Below are 15,519 nucleotides of genomic sequence, written 5' to 3' on the forward strand. Positions count from 1 at the left end.
TCCATACTCGACGGATAAACGCCTGCCGATCCTCCACTCTGGACCGTCAGCCAGCCGCGGCCTTCAACGCGTCACCCAGGGCACTTGCCTCCTCAGCCGACATCTCGACGACGAGGCGCCCACCACCCTCGAGTGGGACGCGCATCACGATGCCCCGACCCTCCTTGGTCACCTCGAGGGGACCGTCCCCGGTCCGGGGCTTCATGGCCGCCATAGCGTGCTCCCTCCGTCATAGCCTGCCACCTCGACCGGACTCGAACGGCCAAGGACCCTGACATTCTCCCCTATGGCATCTCGGCGGTGAAATCGAACCGATCACCTGCGTGTCGGTGACCGGCCAAGACACGCACTGGCGTCCGCCCACCTCGCCCTGACAGACTCGAAAATCGTGCGAGCCAGGTCCGCGCTGTTCGACGTATACGGCAGCTACCTCAGAGCCCGAGGTGGCTCGACCACGATCGCCGCGCTGGTGCGGCTGCTCGAACCGCTCGGGTTCGAGGCCCCCGCGATCCGCACGGCGGTGTCCAGAATGGTGCGACAGGACTGGTTGCGCCCTGTTCGGCTGGCCGACGGCCCTGGTTACGCGCTGACCAGGCGCGCGGAGCGCCGCCTCGACGAGGCCGCCGCCCGCATCTACCGCACCCGACCCTCCACATGGGACGGACGCTGGCACGTTGTCGTGCTGGAGGAACTCCCGAACCGCGGTGCCCGCGACCGTCTCGACTCTTCCCTGCGACTGATCGGCTACGGACCGTTGGGACCCACGACCTGGGTCGCACCAAGGCCGTCCGCCGAACTGACCGACATCCTCGACGGGGAACGGATAGCCGGCCGCGTTTTCCATGGCGAACACGACGGCGACGACACCGCCCTTGCCGCCCGGGCCTGGGATCTGGACACGCTGGGTGCGGACTATGCCGCTTTCGTAACCGAATGGCTACCCGTTGTGTCCGCAGTGGACGGTACACGGCCTGCCGAGGCGTTCGCCGCGTCCCAACGCCTGCTGCACGCGTGGCGAAAGTTCCTGTTCCGCGACCCCGGGCTGCCCCAGTCGGTCCTGCCGCCGAACTGGCCTGGCTCCACTGCGGCCGCGTTCTTCGACGACCACACGCTCCGACTGGCGCCTGCCGCGGAGACTTTTCTGTCCGACTGCCTCAACCGAGGCGCACGCACCAGGTCAAGTGCCTGAGGAGGAAGCATTGACGTCACTGCTGGTCGACGACCGGGACGGGGTACGGACGTTCACCCTCAACCGCCCGGAGGCGTTCAACTCGCTGACGGTCGAACTGAAGGAGTCGTTGCGTGACGGCCTGACAGAGGCGGCGGAGGACCCGGCCGTCCGCGCGGTGGTGCTGACCGGTGCCGGCCGGGCCTTCTGCGCGGGACAGGACCTGAAGGAGCACGTGGCAGCACTGCAGTCGAGCGACCCGACCCCGTTCCACACGGTGGCGCGGCACTACAACCCGATCGTCCGCACGATCACGTCGATGCCGAAACCGGTCATCGCCGCGGTGAACGGCATGGCGGCGGGCGCGGGTGCGTCCTTCGCGTACGCGTGCGACCTACGGGTGGCCGCCCGCTCGGCGAAGTTCCTGATGGCCTTCGCGACCATCGGCCTCACGGCGGACTCCGGCGCGTCCTGGACGTTGCCGAGGCTGATCGGCTACGGCCGGGCGATGGAGTTGATGCTGCTGGCAAAGCCCGTGACGGCGGAACAGGGCCTGTCGATCGGCATGGTGACCGAGGTCGTCGACGACGGCGCCGCGTTGCAGGCCGCACAGGAACTGGCCGCCCGCATGGCCACCGGCCCGACAACCGGCTACGCCAAGATCAAGCAAGCCCTCCTGACCGCGGCGAACGCGACCCTGGAACAGGCGCTGACCGCCGAGGACGCGGCCCAGACGGTCCTGGGCGCGACCGCCGACCACCGAGAAGCCGTGGACGCCTTCATCGCCAAGCGAACCCCCACGTTCACCGGCCGCTGAGGCCCGTCAGGGCCAGGCGCTCCGTGGGCGACGCCGGACCACCGGCTGCCGCAACATCGTGGTCGCCACCCAACGACCGCGCTTCTTCCCGTCTCGCGGCCGTTGCTCCAGGCCAGGCGCTCCGTGGGCCACCGGCCCACCGACTGCCGCAACCATCGTGGTCGCCACCCCCCGACCGCGCTTTCCCGTCCCCACGGCCGTTGGGAGAGGTCCCTCCGGGCCAGGCACTCCGTGGGGACGCCGAGCCACCGGCTGCCGCGACCATCGTGGCGGCCACCCAACGGCCGCACTTCCCCGTCCCGCAGCCGTTGCTCCGGGCCAGGCACTCCGTGGGCGACCCCGAACCACCGGCCGCCGCAACCATCGCGGTCGCCACCCAACGACCGCACTTCCCCGTCCCCACGGCCGTTGGAAACGAGCGTTGGCGGACCAGCCAGGGTCATCCATCGCCTGAGTGCGTGCACTTCCTGCCCCGCTGTGACCGCCGGGGTCTTGCCAGAGGCCGACTGCATCCCGGGTGGGCGTTCTTCGAGTTCGCGCACTTCTCCCGAGAAGGTTGCTTCCCGCACCTCGGCGGCGCTACCGGCCGCCGCCCCATCCCGAACGCCCAAGCCCGCAATCGATGCGTGCTCGGTCCGCAGGCCGAACTCGGAGGTCGATCCTGCGGTTCGGCGCTTTTCCGCCGCGCGTCAGTTCTCCGACTCGGCGGCGGCCAGGGCCGACTCGATGCGTTCCTTCGCACCCGCCAGGTGCCGATCGCAGATCTTGGCCAGTGCCTCGCCGCGTTCCCACAGTCCCAGCGACTCCTCGAGCGACAAGCCACCCGCCTCGAGCTTGGCCACCACGTCCGCGAGCTCGTCGCGGGCCGCCTCGTAGTCGAGGGTCGGGTCGGCGCTCACGACCGCACCTCGCGCTCGTGAGCCTGACGCACTCCGCTCTCCGACGACCCCACGCGGGCTCGGTGTCGCCGCTCGCGGTCGCCCTGCATCTGATCGTTCGCTCCGCAAGCTCCGCTCACTGGGCGTGCGTCTCCAATCGGCTGTGGGCGTTCACCAACGCGGCGGCCACCGCTTGGTCGTATCCGACGAACGCCTCCGCGAAGTCGGCGCCGTCGCGTTCGGCCACCGCCTCCTCGATACGTTCCAGCGCGCGGCTCACACGGTGGCGGTGTTGCGAGCCGCGACCGAGCCACCAGCGCATACCGGCGTAGTCGGAGGTGGCTTCCGACAACGCACGCAACCGTACCGGCAAGGACCGACAACCCGGCGCGTCGCAGCCCGCGAGCAGCGCGGTCCAGCACTCGGCGGCGGCCGCGTTGGCCTCCTTCGCCCGGCGCGACACCACGTCAGCCGGCGCACGCAGCGCGGGTTCACGCTCCATGGCGCGCACGACCGCGCGGGTGGCGTCGATCGTCAACGGCAGGAAGGTCGGCTCACGATCCAGTCTCGGCACCGGTACCTCCGCTCGCGTCACCCCAGACGGACACGATCGCGTGCACCGCGCCGTCAGAGACACGAACCCGTAGCCGGGTTCCTTCCGGCGCCTCTGACGTCGAGCGGAGCACTCGTGGGTTTCCTTCCGCGTCCACCCACTGCACGACCGCGTACCCGCGCGCAAGCGTGGCGGCTGGTCCCAGCGCCGTCAAGCGGGCCCTCGTGTGGTCTAATGCCGCCCGCTCGGCGGCCACCAGTGCGACCACGGCTCGCCTTGATCGCTCCACGAGCATCCTGACCTGCGCACTTCGCTGTTCCAACGGCGTGACGGGGTCCGCGAGCACCGGTCGGCTACGCAGTGCGTCGAGCAGTCGCCGCTCACGATCCACCCATCCGTGCAACGCCCGTCGCGCACGGTCACGAAGCTGCCGGATCCGCGCGGTTTCCTCGGCGATGTCCGGCACGACCCGCTTGCCGGCGTCCGTCGGCGTCGAGCAGCGGACGTCGGCGACGTGGTCGAGCAGCGGCGTGTCCTGTTCATGCCCGATGGCGCTGAGGACGGCCGTGCGGCAGTCCGACACCGCGCGCAGCAGCGTCTCGTCGGAGAACGGCAGCAGGTCCTCGACGCTCCCGCCGCCCCGCGCGATCACGATGACCTGCACGTTCTTGTCGCGGTCGAGCGCACCGAGTGCGTCGACGATCTGAGGAACGGCCAGTGCGCCCTGCACGGCCACGTTCTCCACGCGGAAGCGCACGGCCGGCCACCGGGCACGGGCGTTGACCATGACGTCGTGCTCGGCCGCGGACGCCCGACCGGTGATCAGCCCGACGGTGTGCGGCAGGAACGGCGGCCTCTTCTTCCGACGTGGATCGAAGATTCCTTCGGCGGCGAGCAACTTGCGGAGCCGTTCGATCCGCGCGAGCAACTCCCCGATGCCGACAGCCCGTATCTCGTCGGCACGCAGCGACAACGTGCCACGGTTGATGAAGAACACGGGCCGCGCGTGCAGGATGACCCTGGTCCCGTCGGACAGGGGCGGCTGATGCTCGCGCAGCATGCCCGTCGGGCAGGTGACCGTCATCGAGACGTCAGCGGCCGGGTCACGCAGCGTGATGAACGCGGTGCCCGTGCCGGGACGGTTCGAGATCTGGGTGACCTGGCCCTCGACCCACACATCACCCAGGCGGCTGATCCAGTCGGCGACCTTGCGCGCGACGGTTCGCACGGGCCACGGCTTCTCCGGGCTGGTGGCTGGATCCGTCACCGCTGATCGCGAACCGCGGCGATTCGACGGGTGAGCATGCCGACAAACGACGGACGGTTTTCGTGTGCGCGCTCGTAGTCGAGCAGTTCGGACAGCTCGTCGGCACTGAAACGGCGCAGGCGGGCACGTAGCTGCGGCAAGGACAGCTCGTCATAGCCCGCGGCCTCGGACAAGGGTGGACTGTCACCGGCCGTGACGTCCCCGAGCTCGGCCAAGGCCCCGCCACCGTCGACATCCGGCTCGGCGGCCACCACATCGGCCGGAGCATCCGCGGCTACCGACAGGTCATCCCCGAGCCCGGCACCGTCAGGCACCGAGCGCTCGTCCTTCTTGGGCACGTCCTGGTCGTCGCCTGCGACGACCGACAGAGTCCGGTCACTGCCCGTGACCTCCTCCAGCGACCCGTTGCCGCCGGGTGCGCCTTCGTGACCAACGTCCTCGGACTCGTCCTCTGCTTGCTCGCTGTCGTCGAAGAAGCCGGTCTCCTGGGCGAACGCCCGCTCCTCCTGCGCCCACGGGTCAGGTGTGGCGAACGTCTCGGCGGAGTGGCCGTTGCGTCGCACCGGCTCGTCCGCCACCCGGTCGAAGGCCGACTCGAACGGCGTGGGCTTGCTGTCGAAACCCTCGTCCTCGACGTCTTCGTCGAAGGTCGCCCACTCGGGCGTGTCCTCGACCGGCCGGAAGCTCGCGAGCACCTCGTCACCGCGTATCGCCAGTTCGGTGACCTGTTGTTGCACGCGCATGGAGACCTGCAAGGCCTGGCTCGCCACGGTGACCGGCAGCCCGGCGAGCTTGGCGGGCAGCGTGCGGGCCTGTTCCACGGCGGTGACGGCGAGGCCGGCCGCAACCCGGATGGGGAGCGGGAGTGACTTCATGCCGCCTAGCCTGCACCAGTCCAGCCGATCTGCCTACTGAGGAGTCCGGTACGTACGCTGGACGGTATGACCAAGCGAGTTCTGCTGGCCAAGCCGCGTGGCTACTGCGCCGGAGTCGACCGTGCCGTGGTCACGGTCGAGAAGGCGCTCGAGACCTACGGCGCCCCCGTCTACGTGCGCAAGGAGATCGTGCACAACAAGCACGTCGTCGAGACGCTGACCGAACGCGGTGCGATCTTCGTCGACGAGGCGGACGAGGTGCCGGAGGGCGCACTCGTCGTGTTTTCCGCGCACGGCGTGTCGCCCGCCGTGCACGAGCAGGCGGCCGACCGGCAGCTCCGCACCATCGACGCCACCTGCCCACTGGTGACAAAGGTCCACCAGGAAGCAAAACGCTTCGCCCGCGACGACTACGACATCCTGCTCATCGGCCACGAGGGCCACGAGGAGGTCGAGGGCACCGCAGGCGAGGCGCCGGAACACGTCCAGCTGGTCGACACCGCCGAGGACGCCGAAAAAGTCACCGTCCGTGATCCCGCCAAGGTCGTCTGGCTGTCACAGACCACCCTGTCGGTCGACGAGACGATGGTCCGCGTCAACCAGCTGAAATCCCGATTCCCTGAGATGCAGGACCCACCGAGCGACGATATCTGCTACGCCACGCAGAACCGCCAGGTCGCAGTAAAGGCCATGGCCCCGGAATGCGATCTCGTGCTCGTGGTCGGCTCCCAGAACTCGTCCAACTCGAAGCGCCTGGTCGAAGTGGCACTCCAGGCAGGCGCGAAGGCGTCGTACCTGATCGACTACGCCCGCGAAGTCGACCCGACCTGGCTGGACGGAGTCACCACGGTCGGCGTGACAAGCGGCGCATCCGTGCCGGACATCCTGGTCATGGACCTACTGGCATGGCTGGCCGAGCGCGGCTTCGCCGACGTCCAAGAGGTCACCACCGCCAACGAGAAGGTTTCCTTCGCACTGCCGCGTGAGCTGCGCAAAGCACTGAAGGACAACACCCTGCTCGACAGCGTCCGCTAGGCCGGCACGACCGCCCCTCCGCCGCCAGAGACCGCAACGCGCGGACAAGCGGTAGCGCGCTTCCGAAGGTCGGAGAGCGCTACCTCTCCGACGTCACGGGGCAGCGGCGGTCTCCTGGCGTGTGCACCGCAGCGGTACCCCGCCCACCTGCGCGGACAGCGCTAGCTCTCCGACGCCCAGGGGGTCCAATGAACCCCTTGCGACGCCCAGCGAGAACCCCGCCGCACCAGCACGCGAATCAGCGATAGATCACCGGCGGGTGCCGACGAGTCCGGCGCCCCGGGCACTACCCCGCCGTCCCAACCGCATCCCGGACCCGCAGCCCGACCACCGTCACAGCCAGCCTCGTGGGCAGCGGCAGCCCTTCCGATGCCCAAGACACACAGCGGAACCCTGCAACGCTGGTAACCAGCCAGCCAACGAAGCGCTCGCCGGGCTCACAACCGCCATCGCCGCGCCGCCAGCAATCGGGCCGCCGGGCGCGCGACCCAGCGGCGGTAGCTCACCGGCGCGGGAACCAGCAGTAGCTCGCCGACGCGCGAATCAGCGGTAGCTCTCCGGCGGGCGTCGACGAGGCTGGCGACCTAGGTCGCCGCTGTGGCTGTCCCGACCCGTATCCCGGCCACCGTCACGGCCACCCTCGCGACCGGGGTCCCGCCGTCCAGCGCCTCGGTCGTCGCGAGGCCGACCACCCTCGGCGCCCGGCTCACGGCGGCGCGCTGGTGGCTCACCACCACGCCCCCGACCCCGCCCGCCCTCTGGTGGCGGTTCGGCGCGGCCCCCTCGGTCACCTCGGCCAGCGGCCGCATCCCGGCGCCTCGGGTCACGCCCAGCGTCCCGGCCGCCATCACGGCCCGCGTCGCGGCCCGCGTCGCGACCACCGTCACGGCCGGTCTCCCGGCCGCCAGGCTCGCGTGAGGGCCGTGGCCCACGGCCGGGTGGCGGCACCCGGCGACCGGCACGGTCGTCGGCTGGCAGCTCGTCGGGGTCCGGACGGCCACGGCGTGGTGGCGCCGCAGCTCGGTCCTTCGACACCCGTTCCCGCGGGCCACGACCGCCAGCTTTCTGGCCGGCCTCGTCCGTGAGTCCGGTGCCGCGTCCGCGCGTGGAGCGATCCTTCGTCGGCTTGTTGGGGCGCACCTCAGGGTTGGGGTCACGCTCCCGCCACAACCGGAACAGCCCGATCCCCACCACGACCGCCGTGGTGATGCCCATGGTCGGGAAGTTGCTGGTCAGCGGCAACGCCACCGCGATAATCAGCTTCTTCAGGTCGCCGGAGGACCCCGGGCTCAGCAGTGCGACCGCACCGACCGCGGTGATCGCGAACACCAGGGGCGGCTGCACGATCGGGCCGAACAAGCTTCGCCTGCGCACGAAGCCAACCGCGGCGACGCAGCCCACCACGAAGGCACCCTGGTAGATCTTCCCCAGCGTGTCCTGTCGCTGCATGTCGACAAAGGCGGCGATCGCCGTCACACCGAATGCCAGCAGGACAGCTGCCCACCACGGCAGGCCACGGAAACGCCCAATGATCGGACGGTCGTCCCACGCCAGTTCGGCGTCTTCTTCAGGATCGCTCCTGCGATCGCGGGTCGCGGTCACGGGCACAGGTTAGTGGGTCCGCAGGTCTACTCGACCAGCGTTCTGTAAACAGCACCCCTGATGCCACACCATGATGTGAACCAGAACACATACCCTTTACTGTCCGCTTCCGAGCCCGCGCTACCGGCTCTATTGAGTTGTCGGTGGTTAACGGTCCAATTGCACCTCCACATCGGACAATTCGCCGTATAGCTCGGGTGGCAACACGTCACGCGCAGTAGGCGAGGTGTTGGCAACCACCTCGTCGGTCCGCCGCACCGCTGGTAATGGCGTTGGGCTCGCCGCCGCCTCCGTCAGTGGCACGACCGCGGACGTGAACTGGGTCAGCGCGTCGAGCTCCCGCCGCCGTGCCTGCAGGAACCGCTGCAGATGCGTGCTCGACACGTTGACCGCGTCCACCGCGTTCTCCGCTGCCCGGTGTGCGGCGAGGGCCTGCCCACGCAGCGCGTCGATATCCGCTGCCAGCACCCGCTCACTGGCCGCGAGCATGGCCGCCGACGCGATCACCGCGAAGCCGGTCGGCCCGCACATGAACACCCGGCGGTCCAACAGCCATCGCAGCAGTTCGGGATCGGTGTCCAACGCGGCGACCACCGCCGCGTCGGACGGGACGAACATGATCGTGCCGTAGATCGCGTCCGCCCAGCGCTGATAGCCCTTGCCAGCCAGCTCCGCCGCCCGGGACCTGATGTTGCGTACGTGCACACGTAAGGCGTCCGCCCGCTCCTCCGGATCCTCGGTTTCCACCGCCTCGATCCAGCAGGCGATGGTCATCTTCGCGTCGACCGGGACGAGCCGCCCGTCGCCGACCGAGAGCAGCATGTCCGGCCGCACGGACCCACCGCCGGCGACGTCGGTCTGCAGCGAGAAGTGCAGGCCCTCGCGCAGGCCGAGGGACCGGGCGGTCTCCACCAGCACCTGCTCACCGAGCTCGCCCCGACCACTGATGGAGGCGAACATCAGCTCGTAACGGCGTAAGGCGACCGCGTGCGCGTCGGACCGGTCGCGCTCCTCGCGCACGGCCAGCACGGCATCGTCCAGCCTGCGCTGACTGTCGTTGTACAGCCGCCGGAACAGGGCCGCGCCGCCGATCAGAAGGAGCAGCAACACGAACGCGACGGTGCCCAACACCGCTGCCACTGACGTCTCCTTTCCATGGGTGGGATCGAGTGGAACGCATCATGAACCAGGCCACCGACAATTTCGGGGAGGTGGGAGCGCCGCGGCATGAATGGAGAGTTTGACGAAGTGAATTTCTGGCCGTTTTGCTGGGCTGTGTCACTCGACCGGGTGGCGCGCCTCCCAACTTCTGTCGGCTCCGCGCCCTAACTTTGCGGGCATGCGACTGCTGCACACCTCCGACTGGCACGTGGGACGAATGTTCCACGGGCGGGATCTGCTCGCCGACCAGGAGTCCGTATTGGGCGGGCTGGCAGACCTGGTGACCGACGAGCAGGTCGACGTCGTGGTGGTGTCCGGCGACATCTACGACCGTGCGGTGCCGTCCGGTGAGGCGGTGTCGGTCTGCACCCGGGTGCTGGACCGGATCCGTAACGCCGGCGCGCGGTTGGTGATCACGCCAGGAAACCACGACTCGGCGCCGCGGTTGGGCGCGTTCGCGGAGTTCGCAGCCGCGGGCGGCCTGCACCTGCGCACGCGGGTCGCCGAGTTGGACAGGCCCGTGCTGTTGGAAGACCGGCACGGACCCGTTGCGCTGTACGGGATCCCGTATCTCGAACCGGAGCCAGCGCGGCAGTCGCTTGGGATCGAGGCGACCGGCCATGCCGGTGTGCTGACGGAGGCGATGCGACGTGTACGGGCCGATCTGGCCGCTCGTGGACCGGGCGTGCGGTCGGTCGTGCTCGCGCACGCGTTCGTCACCGGTGGCGCACCAAGCGCGTCGGAGCGCACGATCTCGGTCGGTGGCGTCGAACAGGTTGCCAGTGCCGTGTTCGACGACGTCGACTACGTGGCGCTCGGTCATCTCCATGGGCCGCAACGGTTGGCCGAGCACTTACGTTATTCCGGCAGTCCGCTGGCGTACTCGTTTTCCGAGGCGCGGCACCGCAAGTCGGTATGGCTCGTGGATCTGGACGCCGGCGGGCTGGCCGGAGTGGAACGGCATCTACTGCCAATCCCGCGCGCGCTCGCCACAGTCAGTGGGAACCTCGACGAGTTGCTCACGTCGCCGGCACATGAGCAGCTGGTGGATGCGTATCTGTCGGTCGAGCTGACGGACCGGGTTCGGCCGACGGACGCGTTACGCCGCCTACAGGAGCGGTTCCCGCATGCCGTACACGTCGAGTGGCGGCCGGTGAGCGGCCCACTGGCCACGCCACTTCGATACGCCAAGGTCGTGCGAGACCGGTCTGACCACGACGTGGCGTGCGACTTCGTCTCCGACTGCCGGGGCGCGGAGCCGACCGAGGGCGAGCGAGCGCTTCTGCGTGAAGCGTTCGCTGCCGTGGCGAACGACGAGCGCGCGGAGCTCGCGCGGCAGCGCGGGAGTAGGGAGGCCGCATGAGCGAAACCTGCTTACCGGTCGCCCTCGTCCGTTCGGCGCCGAGCATGCGCGGCGCCGAACGGACGAGGAGCCGGCGGAGCGAACAGTCAGACATCGGGCAGCCGCTATCGAGCGCCTGTGAAGGAGCGGCCGTGAGCCAGAAGCGGTGAGGCTGCATCGACTGGAGCTGACCGCGTTCGGGCCGTACCCCGGTCGCGAGGTGGTGGACTTCGACCGGCTCGGCGCGGATGGGCTGTTTCTCCTGCACGGCGACACTGGGGCCGGCAAGACGACGCTGCTGGACGCAGTGGCGTTCGCCTTGTTCGGCGCCGTGCCTGGCGTACGCGATCAGGCGAAGCGGCTCCGGTGTGACTACGCGGAACCGGACGTGGTCACCGAGGTGCGGCTTGAGCTGACCGTTCGCGGGCACCGACTGCGGCTGGTGAGAAGTCCTGAGTACCTGCGCCAGAAGAAGAGAGGTGATGGCACAACAAAGCAGCACGCGAAGGTGTCGCTGACGTGGGTCGGCGCGGCACCGAGCGGGCATGCGCCTGATGGGCTGACGCGGATCGACGAGGTCGGTCGCACGGTCGAACGGCTGCTCGGGATGAGCAAGGACCAGTTCTTCCAAGTGGTCCTACTCCCGCAGGGCGAGTTCGCGCGGTTTCTGCGCGCGGAGACAGCCGAGCGAGAGAGGCTGCTCGAGAAACTGTTCGGCACGCAGCACTTCGCGCTGGTCGAGGAATGGTTCCGGAACCGGCGTACGGAGCGCGGTCGTGCGCTGGAAGCCGGACGGTTGCGGTGTGTGCGGTTGGTCGCGCGGTTGGCGCAGGCCGTCGGTGCTGAGCCGCCGGCCGACGACACGGCGGACGAGGCCTGGCTGACTTCGCTTGTGGCGACGACGGGATCCGAGGCTGAGGAAGCGGTGGCGCGTGAACTCACCGCGGCGATGGCAAGGGATCGGGCCGAGGCTGAGTCGCTGGCGCGGCGGGAGTTGGCTGAGCGGGTCCGGCGGGTGGCGGTCGCCCGTGACGAGTTGGCCGTGCTGGCTTCAGAAGCTGAGGTACGGGCGGCTTGGGCGTACGAGTTGGCGGCGGCTCGCCGTGCGGCGCCGGTGGTGACGGCTCACCGGGAGCTCGCGAGGGTCGAAGCGCTCGCCCGCACTGCGGACGACGCGGTCGTCGCGCTGGCACAGGACATGCCAGCGGACGAGGAGCTGCGTGGTTTGGTCGCCGGCTACGGCACCGGCGACCAAGCCACCGGCACTGCCTCGGACGCGGTCTCGGTCATGCCGCGCGCGACTGGGTATCACCGGCACAGCACCGTGCCCGGCGGGCAGTCCGGTCATCCTGCGGAAACCGAGCAGGTGACCTGCCTGGGACCAGCCGCGCCGGAGTCCGGGCTGACCGAGCAATTGGCCAGGCCCACCACCAAACCGGTGGCCGAGCTGCGCGAACAGTCAGCCGGGCATACCACCGAACCGGTGGCTGAACCGCGCGAACAGTCAGCCGGGCTCGCCACCGAACAGGTGGCCAGGTCGCCTGAACAATTGACCGGGTCTACCACGGCGCCGGTGGCCGGCCCGACCGAACAGTCGGCCGGGCGGGGCCGCGCCGAGTGGACGGTCGGGAGCGTGGCTGACAGGCAAGCCGGGCGGTCTGGAGCGGCTGGCACCGGAGACGGTGCGGTTGCCGGGCAGTCCGCTGAAGGTCAGCCGCTCGGCGCCGGTGAGCCGTGCCTGGTGACTGCCTCGCCTCGGGTGTGGGCTGGGCGGTTGCGGGAGGTCGCCGGCGCGCTGAGCGGGCTTGTTGACGAGGCCGCCATGCAGGTGGCCGACCAGAAGCGAGTCGGCGAGCTTCGGCGGCTCGGGGAGCGTGCGAACGCGGCCGTGGCGGTGTGTGCGGAGCGGCTTTCCGTGCTGCCGGGTGAGGTTGAGCGAACGCGGGAGACGCTTGCCGAGGCGGCGCGGGCTGTCGCGGAGTTGCCAGCGTTGGTGGAGGCGCGGGAGGAGTTGACCGCGTTGGTCCGTGATGCCGCGCAGCTTCCGGCTGCCCGGCGTGTGGTGAGCGAGCGCACCGACGCGGCGCAGGCCGCAGTGGACGCGCACCAGATGGCTCGGGAGTCCGTGTTGGACATCCGGGAGCGGCGGCTGCTTGGGATGGCGGCCGAGCTCGCGGGTGGGCTCGCGAATGGCGGGCACTGTCCGGTGTGTGGGTCGACCGACCACCCGATGCCGGCGGCCGGCGAGGCCACGCAGGTCACCGCGGCGGATGAGCGGGCGGCTGTGCGGCGGGAGCAGGATGCCGACGCCGTGCGGCAGAGGGCCGCGCTCGAGCTGGCGGATGCCGAGCGGGTCCTGGCCACGCTGCTGGACCGGTTGCGTGGTCGTGACGCTGACGAGCTCGACAAGGCGTTGTTGGCGGCCGTCGAGGCGCATGAGCATGCCGTCCGGCTCGCGGGTGCGCATCGGCGGCTGCGGGAACGGGTGCGGGCGTTGGAAAACGAGTCCGAGGAGGTGATGGGGCGGCTGCGGGCCGCGGAGAAGGAAGCGACTGGGTTCGCGCGCGAGGAGGCGACGCTTGAGGAGCGGATGGCCGAGCGTGCGGAGCGGTTGGCGGCTGCTCGTGGGAAGTACCGCGACGTGGCGGCACGGCGTGCGCATCTGCTGTCCGTCGCGGATGAGCTTGATGCGTTGGCCTCCGCGATGGCTGACCAGGCCGCGGCTCAGGCGCGGCTCGACGAGCAGGCGGCCGTCGTTCGCGATGCCGTCGACGCGGCCGGGTTCACGGACGTGGCGGCGGCGGTCGCTGCCGCGCGGCCCGACCACGCCGCGCTCGAGCGGCGGCTCAACGACTTCGCGGCGCGGGAAGCTGGGCTGCGGCAGGTCCTTGCCGATCCCGAGTTGGCTGGGGTGGACCCCGACCTGCACGTCGATATCGGGGCGGCGGCGGACGCGTACTCCGAGGCACGCGTCGACATGGAGGCCGCGGTGGCGGCTGCTCGGTTGGCGCGGCAGCGGGCGGTGGACGTCGCGGAGTTGGCCGCGCGGCTGCGTGCGGAATGGGCCGAGTTGGGGCCGGCGTTGGCGGAGTTCGAGGAGCTGTCCGAGCTCACGGACGTGGTGAACGGGCGTGGCCAGAACGCGCGGAAAATGTCCCTGCGAGCCTATGTGCTGGCCGCCCGGCTGGAGGAGGTCGCGATCGCGGCGACGGCTCGGCTGCGGAAGATGAGCGACGACCGCTTCTCGTTCGTGCACACCGACGTCGCCGGGCCGCGGGGCACGCGGGGCGGGCTCGGGCTGGACGTGCTGGACGCGTACTCGGGCAACACGCGCTCAGCCAAGACGCTCTCGGGTGGAGAGACGTTTCTGGCCTCACTCGCGCTGGCGCTCGGGTTGGCGGACGTGGTCGCCGCGGAGACCGGTGGTGCGCTGCTGGACACGCTGTTCGTGGACGAGGGTTTCGGCATGCTTGACGCGAACACCCTCGACGAGGTGATGGACACCCTGGACGAACTTCGGGCCGGTGGTCGCGTGGTGGGGTTGGTGTCCCATGTGGAAGAGCTACGGCACCGTATTCCCACACGGCTTCGGGTCCACAAGTCGCGAACGGGATCGCGGGTGGAGCTCATTGCCTGACGGGCTCCGCACGTCCACAAGAGACATGGCACCGCCTGAGGATCGCGCCGGTGTACGCCCGATGCACAGTCCCCAACACACGGAACGGCACCGCCACGCGAGGAAGGCGCCCAACACGGCCAGCACCGCGTAGTTCACGACCATCACCGTGGTCGCCGGTCTCTAGCTCACGTCGCTCGAATGTCCGGGGAACAGGTGTGCCTCCGGGTTCAAGGCCACGGCGATGTTGTTCACCGCTGTGGCGGCCTCGCCGAAGCCGGTGGCGATCAGCTTCACCTTGCCCGGGTAGGCGGCGATGTCGCCGGCCGCGTAGATCCGGTCGCGTGCGGTCTTCATCGTCGAGTCGACCGCGACGGCGCGGCGGGTGATCTCCAGGCCCCACGACTCGATCGGGCCCAGGTCTGCGGTGAAGCCCAGTGCGGCGACGACCGTCTGCGCCGGCAACACGACCGGCGCCGGGTCGGACGCCACGGCGAGTTCGACCTCGGTCAGGCCGGCGTCGGAACCACGCAACGCCACCACCTGCGCGTCCGTGATGATCGGCACGCCCAACTCCCGCACCTGGCGCACGGTCGCCGCGAACGCGCGGAACTTGTTGCGGCGGTGGACGAGCGTCACCGAGCGGGCGATGGGATGCAGCGACAGCACCCAGTCGAACGCCGAGTCGCCGCCCCCGACCACCACCACGTCCTGGTCCCGGTGCTCCTCCAGTGAGGGCACGAAATGGACCACACCCCGGCCCAGCCAACCGTCGCCGGCCGGCAGCGGTCGCGGGGTGAACTCGCCCATGCCGGCGGTGATGAGGATGGCGCCGGCACGGATGACCGAGCCGCCATCGAGGCCGACCTCGTACCCGCCGCCGTCCAGTTCGGACACGGTGCGGGCCCGCTGCCCCAGCAGGTACGTCGGTTTGAACTGATCGGCCTGTTCGACGAGCTGGGCCACCAGGTCCCGGCCGATGATCGACGGGAAGCCGGCCACGTCGAAGATCTTCTTCTCCGGGTACATGGCGGTCACCTGCCCGCCGGCCTCGGGTAGCGCGTCCACGATCGCCGTCGACATTTCTCGGAAGCCCGCGTAATACGCCGCGAACAGCCCTGTCGGGCCGGCGCCGACGATCAGCAGATCGACTTCTGACGGGGTCTCGACGACGCTCATTGGCACCTGCCTGTGGTGGGGAGCAA

At 69.8% G+C, this 15,519-nt stretch carries 13 protein-coding genes and 1 pseudogene; 5 read left to right on the plus strand and 9 right to left on the minus strand.

The genetic code is table 11. The annotated features are described in order from the left end of the window. Nucleotides 1-46: 46 nt before the first annotated feature. Complete coding sequence (locus tag VF106_RS29380) at nt 47-214, minus strand: DUF3117 domain-containing protein (RefSeq protein WP_075127418.1); 168 nt, start codon at nt 212-214, stop codon at nt 47-49. 174 nt (nt 215-388) lie between these two features. On the opposite strand from VF106_RS29380, the gene VF106_RS29385 reads away from it, so the two are divergent. Together VF106_RS29385 and VF106_RS29390 are read left to right on the plus strand one after the other, a co-directional pair. Beyond that, nucleotides 389-1,189 (plus strand): PaaX family transcriptional regulator, encoded by an 801-nt coding sequence (locus VF106_RS29385; protein ID WP_330843119.1) that lies wholly within the window; start codon nt 389-391, stop codon nt 1,187-1,189. Between the two features lie 10 nt (nt 1,190-1,199). After that, nucleotides 1,200-1,985 (plus strand): enoyl-CoA hydratase-related protein, encoded by a 786-nt coding sequence (locus VF106_RS29390; RefSeq protein WP_330843120.1) that lies wholly within the window; start codon nt 1,200-1,202, stop codon nt 1,983-1,985. A gap of 689 nt (nt 1,986-2,674) precedes the next feature. Here the strand turns inward: VF106_RS29390 and VF106_RS29395 are convergent. The 4 genes from VF106_RS29395 to VF106_RS29410 form a co-directional block, all read right to left on the minus strand. Continuing rightward, nucleotides 2,675-2,884 (minus strand): exodeoxyribonuclease VII small subunit, encoded by a 210-nt coding sequence (locus VF106_RS29395; protein WP_330843121.1) that lies wholly within the window; start codon nt 2,882-2,884, stop codon nt 2,675-2,677. 115 nt (nt 2,885-2,999) lie between these two features. After that, nucleotides 3,000-3,437, minus strand: coding sequence for a sugar ABC transporter substrate-binding protein (locus VF106_RS29400; RefSeq protein WP_330843122.1), 438 nt, complete (start codon nt 3,435-3,437; stop codon nt 3,000-3,002). Continuing rightward, on the minus strand, nt 3,418-4,683 hold the full coding sequence (xseA, locus tag VF106_RS29405; RefSeq protein WP_330843123.1) for an exodeoxyribonuclease VII large subunit: 1,266 nt from the start codon (nt 4,681-4,683) through the stop codon (nt 3,418-3,420). The genes VF106_RS29400 and xseA overlap by 20 nt, the downstream gene beginning before the upstream one ends. Further along, nucleotides 4,680-5,558, minus strand: a complete 879-nt coding sequence (locus VF106_RS29410) for a lipid droplet-associated protein (RefSeq protein ID WP_330843124.1) — start codon at nt 5,556-5,558, stop codon at nt 4,680-4,682. Before VF106_RS29410 ends, xseA begins: the two co-directional genes overlap by 4 nt. A gap of 66 nt (nt 5,559-5,624) precedes the next feature. Between VF106_RS29410 and VF106_RS29415 the strand changes: the two genes are divergently transcribed. Next, nucleotides 5,625-6,593, plus strand: coding sequence for a 4-hydroxy-3-methylbut-2-enyl diphosphate reductase (locus VF106_RS29415; protein ID WP_330843125.1), 969 nt, complete (start codon nt 5,625-5,627; stop codon nt 6,591-6,593). Between the two features lie 584 nt (nt 6,594-7,177). On the opposite strand, the gene VF106_RS29420 is transcribed toward VF106_RS29415, so the two are convergent. The 3 genes and pseudogenes from VF106_RS29420 to rmuC form a co-directional block, all read right to left on the minus strand. Continuing rightward, a complete protein-coding gene (locus VF106_RS29420) occupies nt 7,178-7,480 on the minus strand; it encodes a hypothetical protein (RefSeq protein WP_330843126.1) in 303 nt (100 codons plus the stop codon). 328 nt (nt 7,481-7,808) lie between these two features. Then, a pseudogene (locus tag VF106_RS51025) lies at nt 7,809-8,201 on the minus strand (DUF6542 domain-containing protein); the annotation flags it as partial. Nucleotides 8,202-8,342: 141 nt separating this feature from the next. Further along, the gene (gene rmuC, locus VF106_RS29430) at nt 8,343-9,335 is read right to left on the minus strand and encodes a DNA recombination protein RmuC (RefSeq protein ID WP_330843128.1); all 993 of its coding nucleotides are present in this window, start codon (nt 9,333-9,335) and stop codon (nt 8,343-8,345) included. A gap of 199 nt (nt 9,336-9,534) precedes the next feature. On the opposite strand from rmuC, the gene VF106_RS29435 reads away from it, so the two are divergent. Together VF106_RS29435 and VF106_RS29440 are read left to right on the plus strand one after the other, a co-directional pair. Then, nucleotides 9,535-10,719, plus strand: a complete 1,185-nt coding sequence (locus tag VF106_RS29435) for an exonuclease SbcCD subunit D (protein ID WP_330843129.1) — start codon at nt 9,535-9,537, stop codon at nt 10,717-10,719. A 145-nt stretch (nt 10,720-10,864) separates the two neighbouring features. Next, entirely contained in the window at nt 10,865-14,335 is a 3,471-nt protein-coding gene (locus VF106_RS29440) for an AAA family ATPase (RefSeq protein ID WP_330843130.1), read from the plus strand. Nucleotides 14,336-14,497: 162 nt separating this feature from the next. On the opposite strand, the gene VF106_RS29445 is transcribed toward VF106_RS29440, so the two are convergent. Next, complete coding sequence (locus VF106_RS29445; protein ID WP_330843131.1) at nt 14,498-15,493, minus strand: NAD(P)/FAD-dependent oxidoreductase; 996 nt, start codon at nt 15,491-15,493, stop codon at nt 14,498-14,500. Between the last annotated feature and the right edge of the window lie 26 nt (nt 15,494-15,519).

Source organism: Actinophytocola sp. (genome assembly GCF_036378875.1).
Taxonomy (GTDB): Bacteria; Actinomycetota; Actinomycetes; order Mycobacteriales; family Pseudonocardiaceae; genus Actinophytocola.

What these genes read in the sequence shown, in the direction of transcription:
- VF106_RS29380 (WP_075127418.1), bottom strand. Translation starts at nt 214, where the DNA reads ATGGCGGCCATGAAGCCCCGGACCGGGGACGGTCCCCTCGAGGTGACC.
- VF106_RS29410 (WP_330843124.1), bottom strand. Translation starts at nt 5,558, where the DNA reads ATGAAGTCACTCCCGCTCCCCATCCGGGTTGCGGCCGGCCTCGCCGTC.
- VF106_RS29415 (WP_330843125.1), top strand. Translation starts at nt 5,625, where the DNA reads ATGACCAAGCGAGTTCTGCTGGCCAAGCCGCGTGGCTACTGCGCCGGA.
- VF106_RS29435 (WP_330843129.1), top strand. Translation starts at nt 9,535, where the DNA reads ATGCGACTGCTGCACACCTCCGACTGGCACGTGGGACGAATGTTCCAC.
- VF106_RS29445 (WP_330843131.1), bottom strand. Translation starts at nt 15,493, where the DNA reads ATGAGCGTCGTCGAGACCCCGTCAGAAGTCGATCTGCTGATCGTCGGC.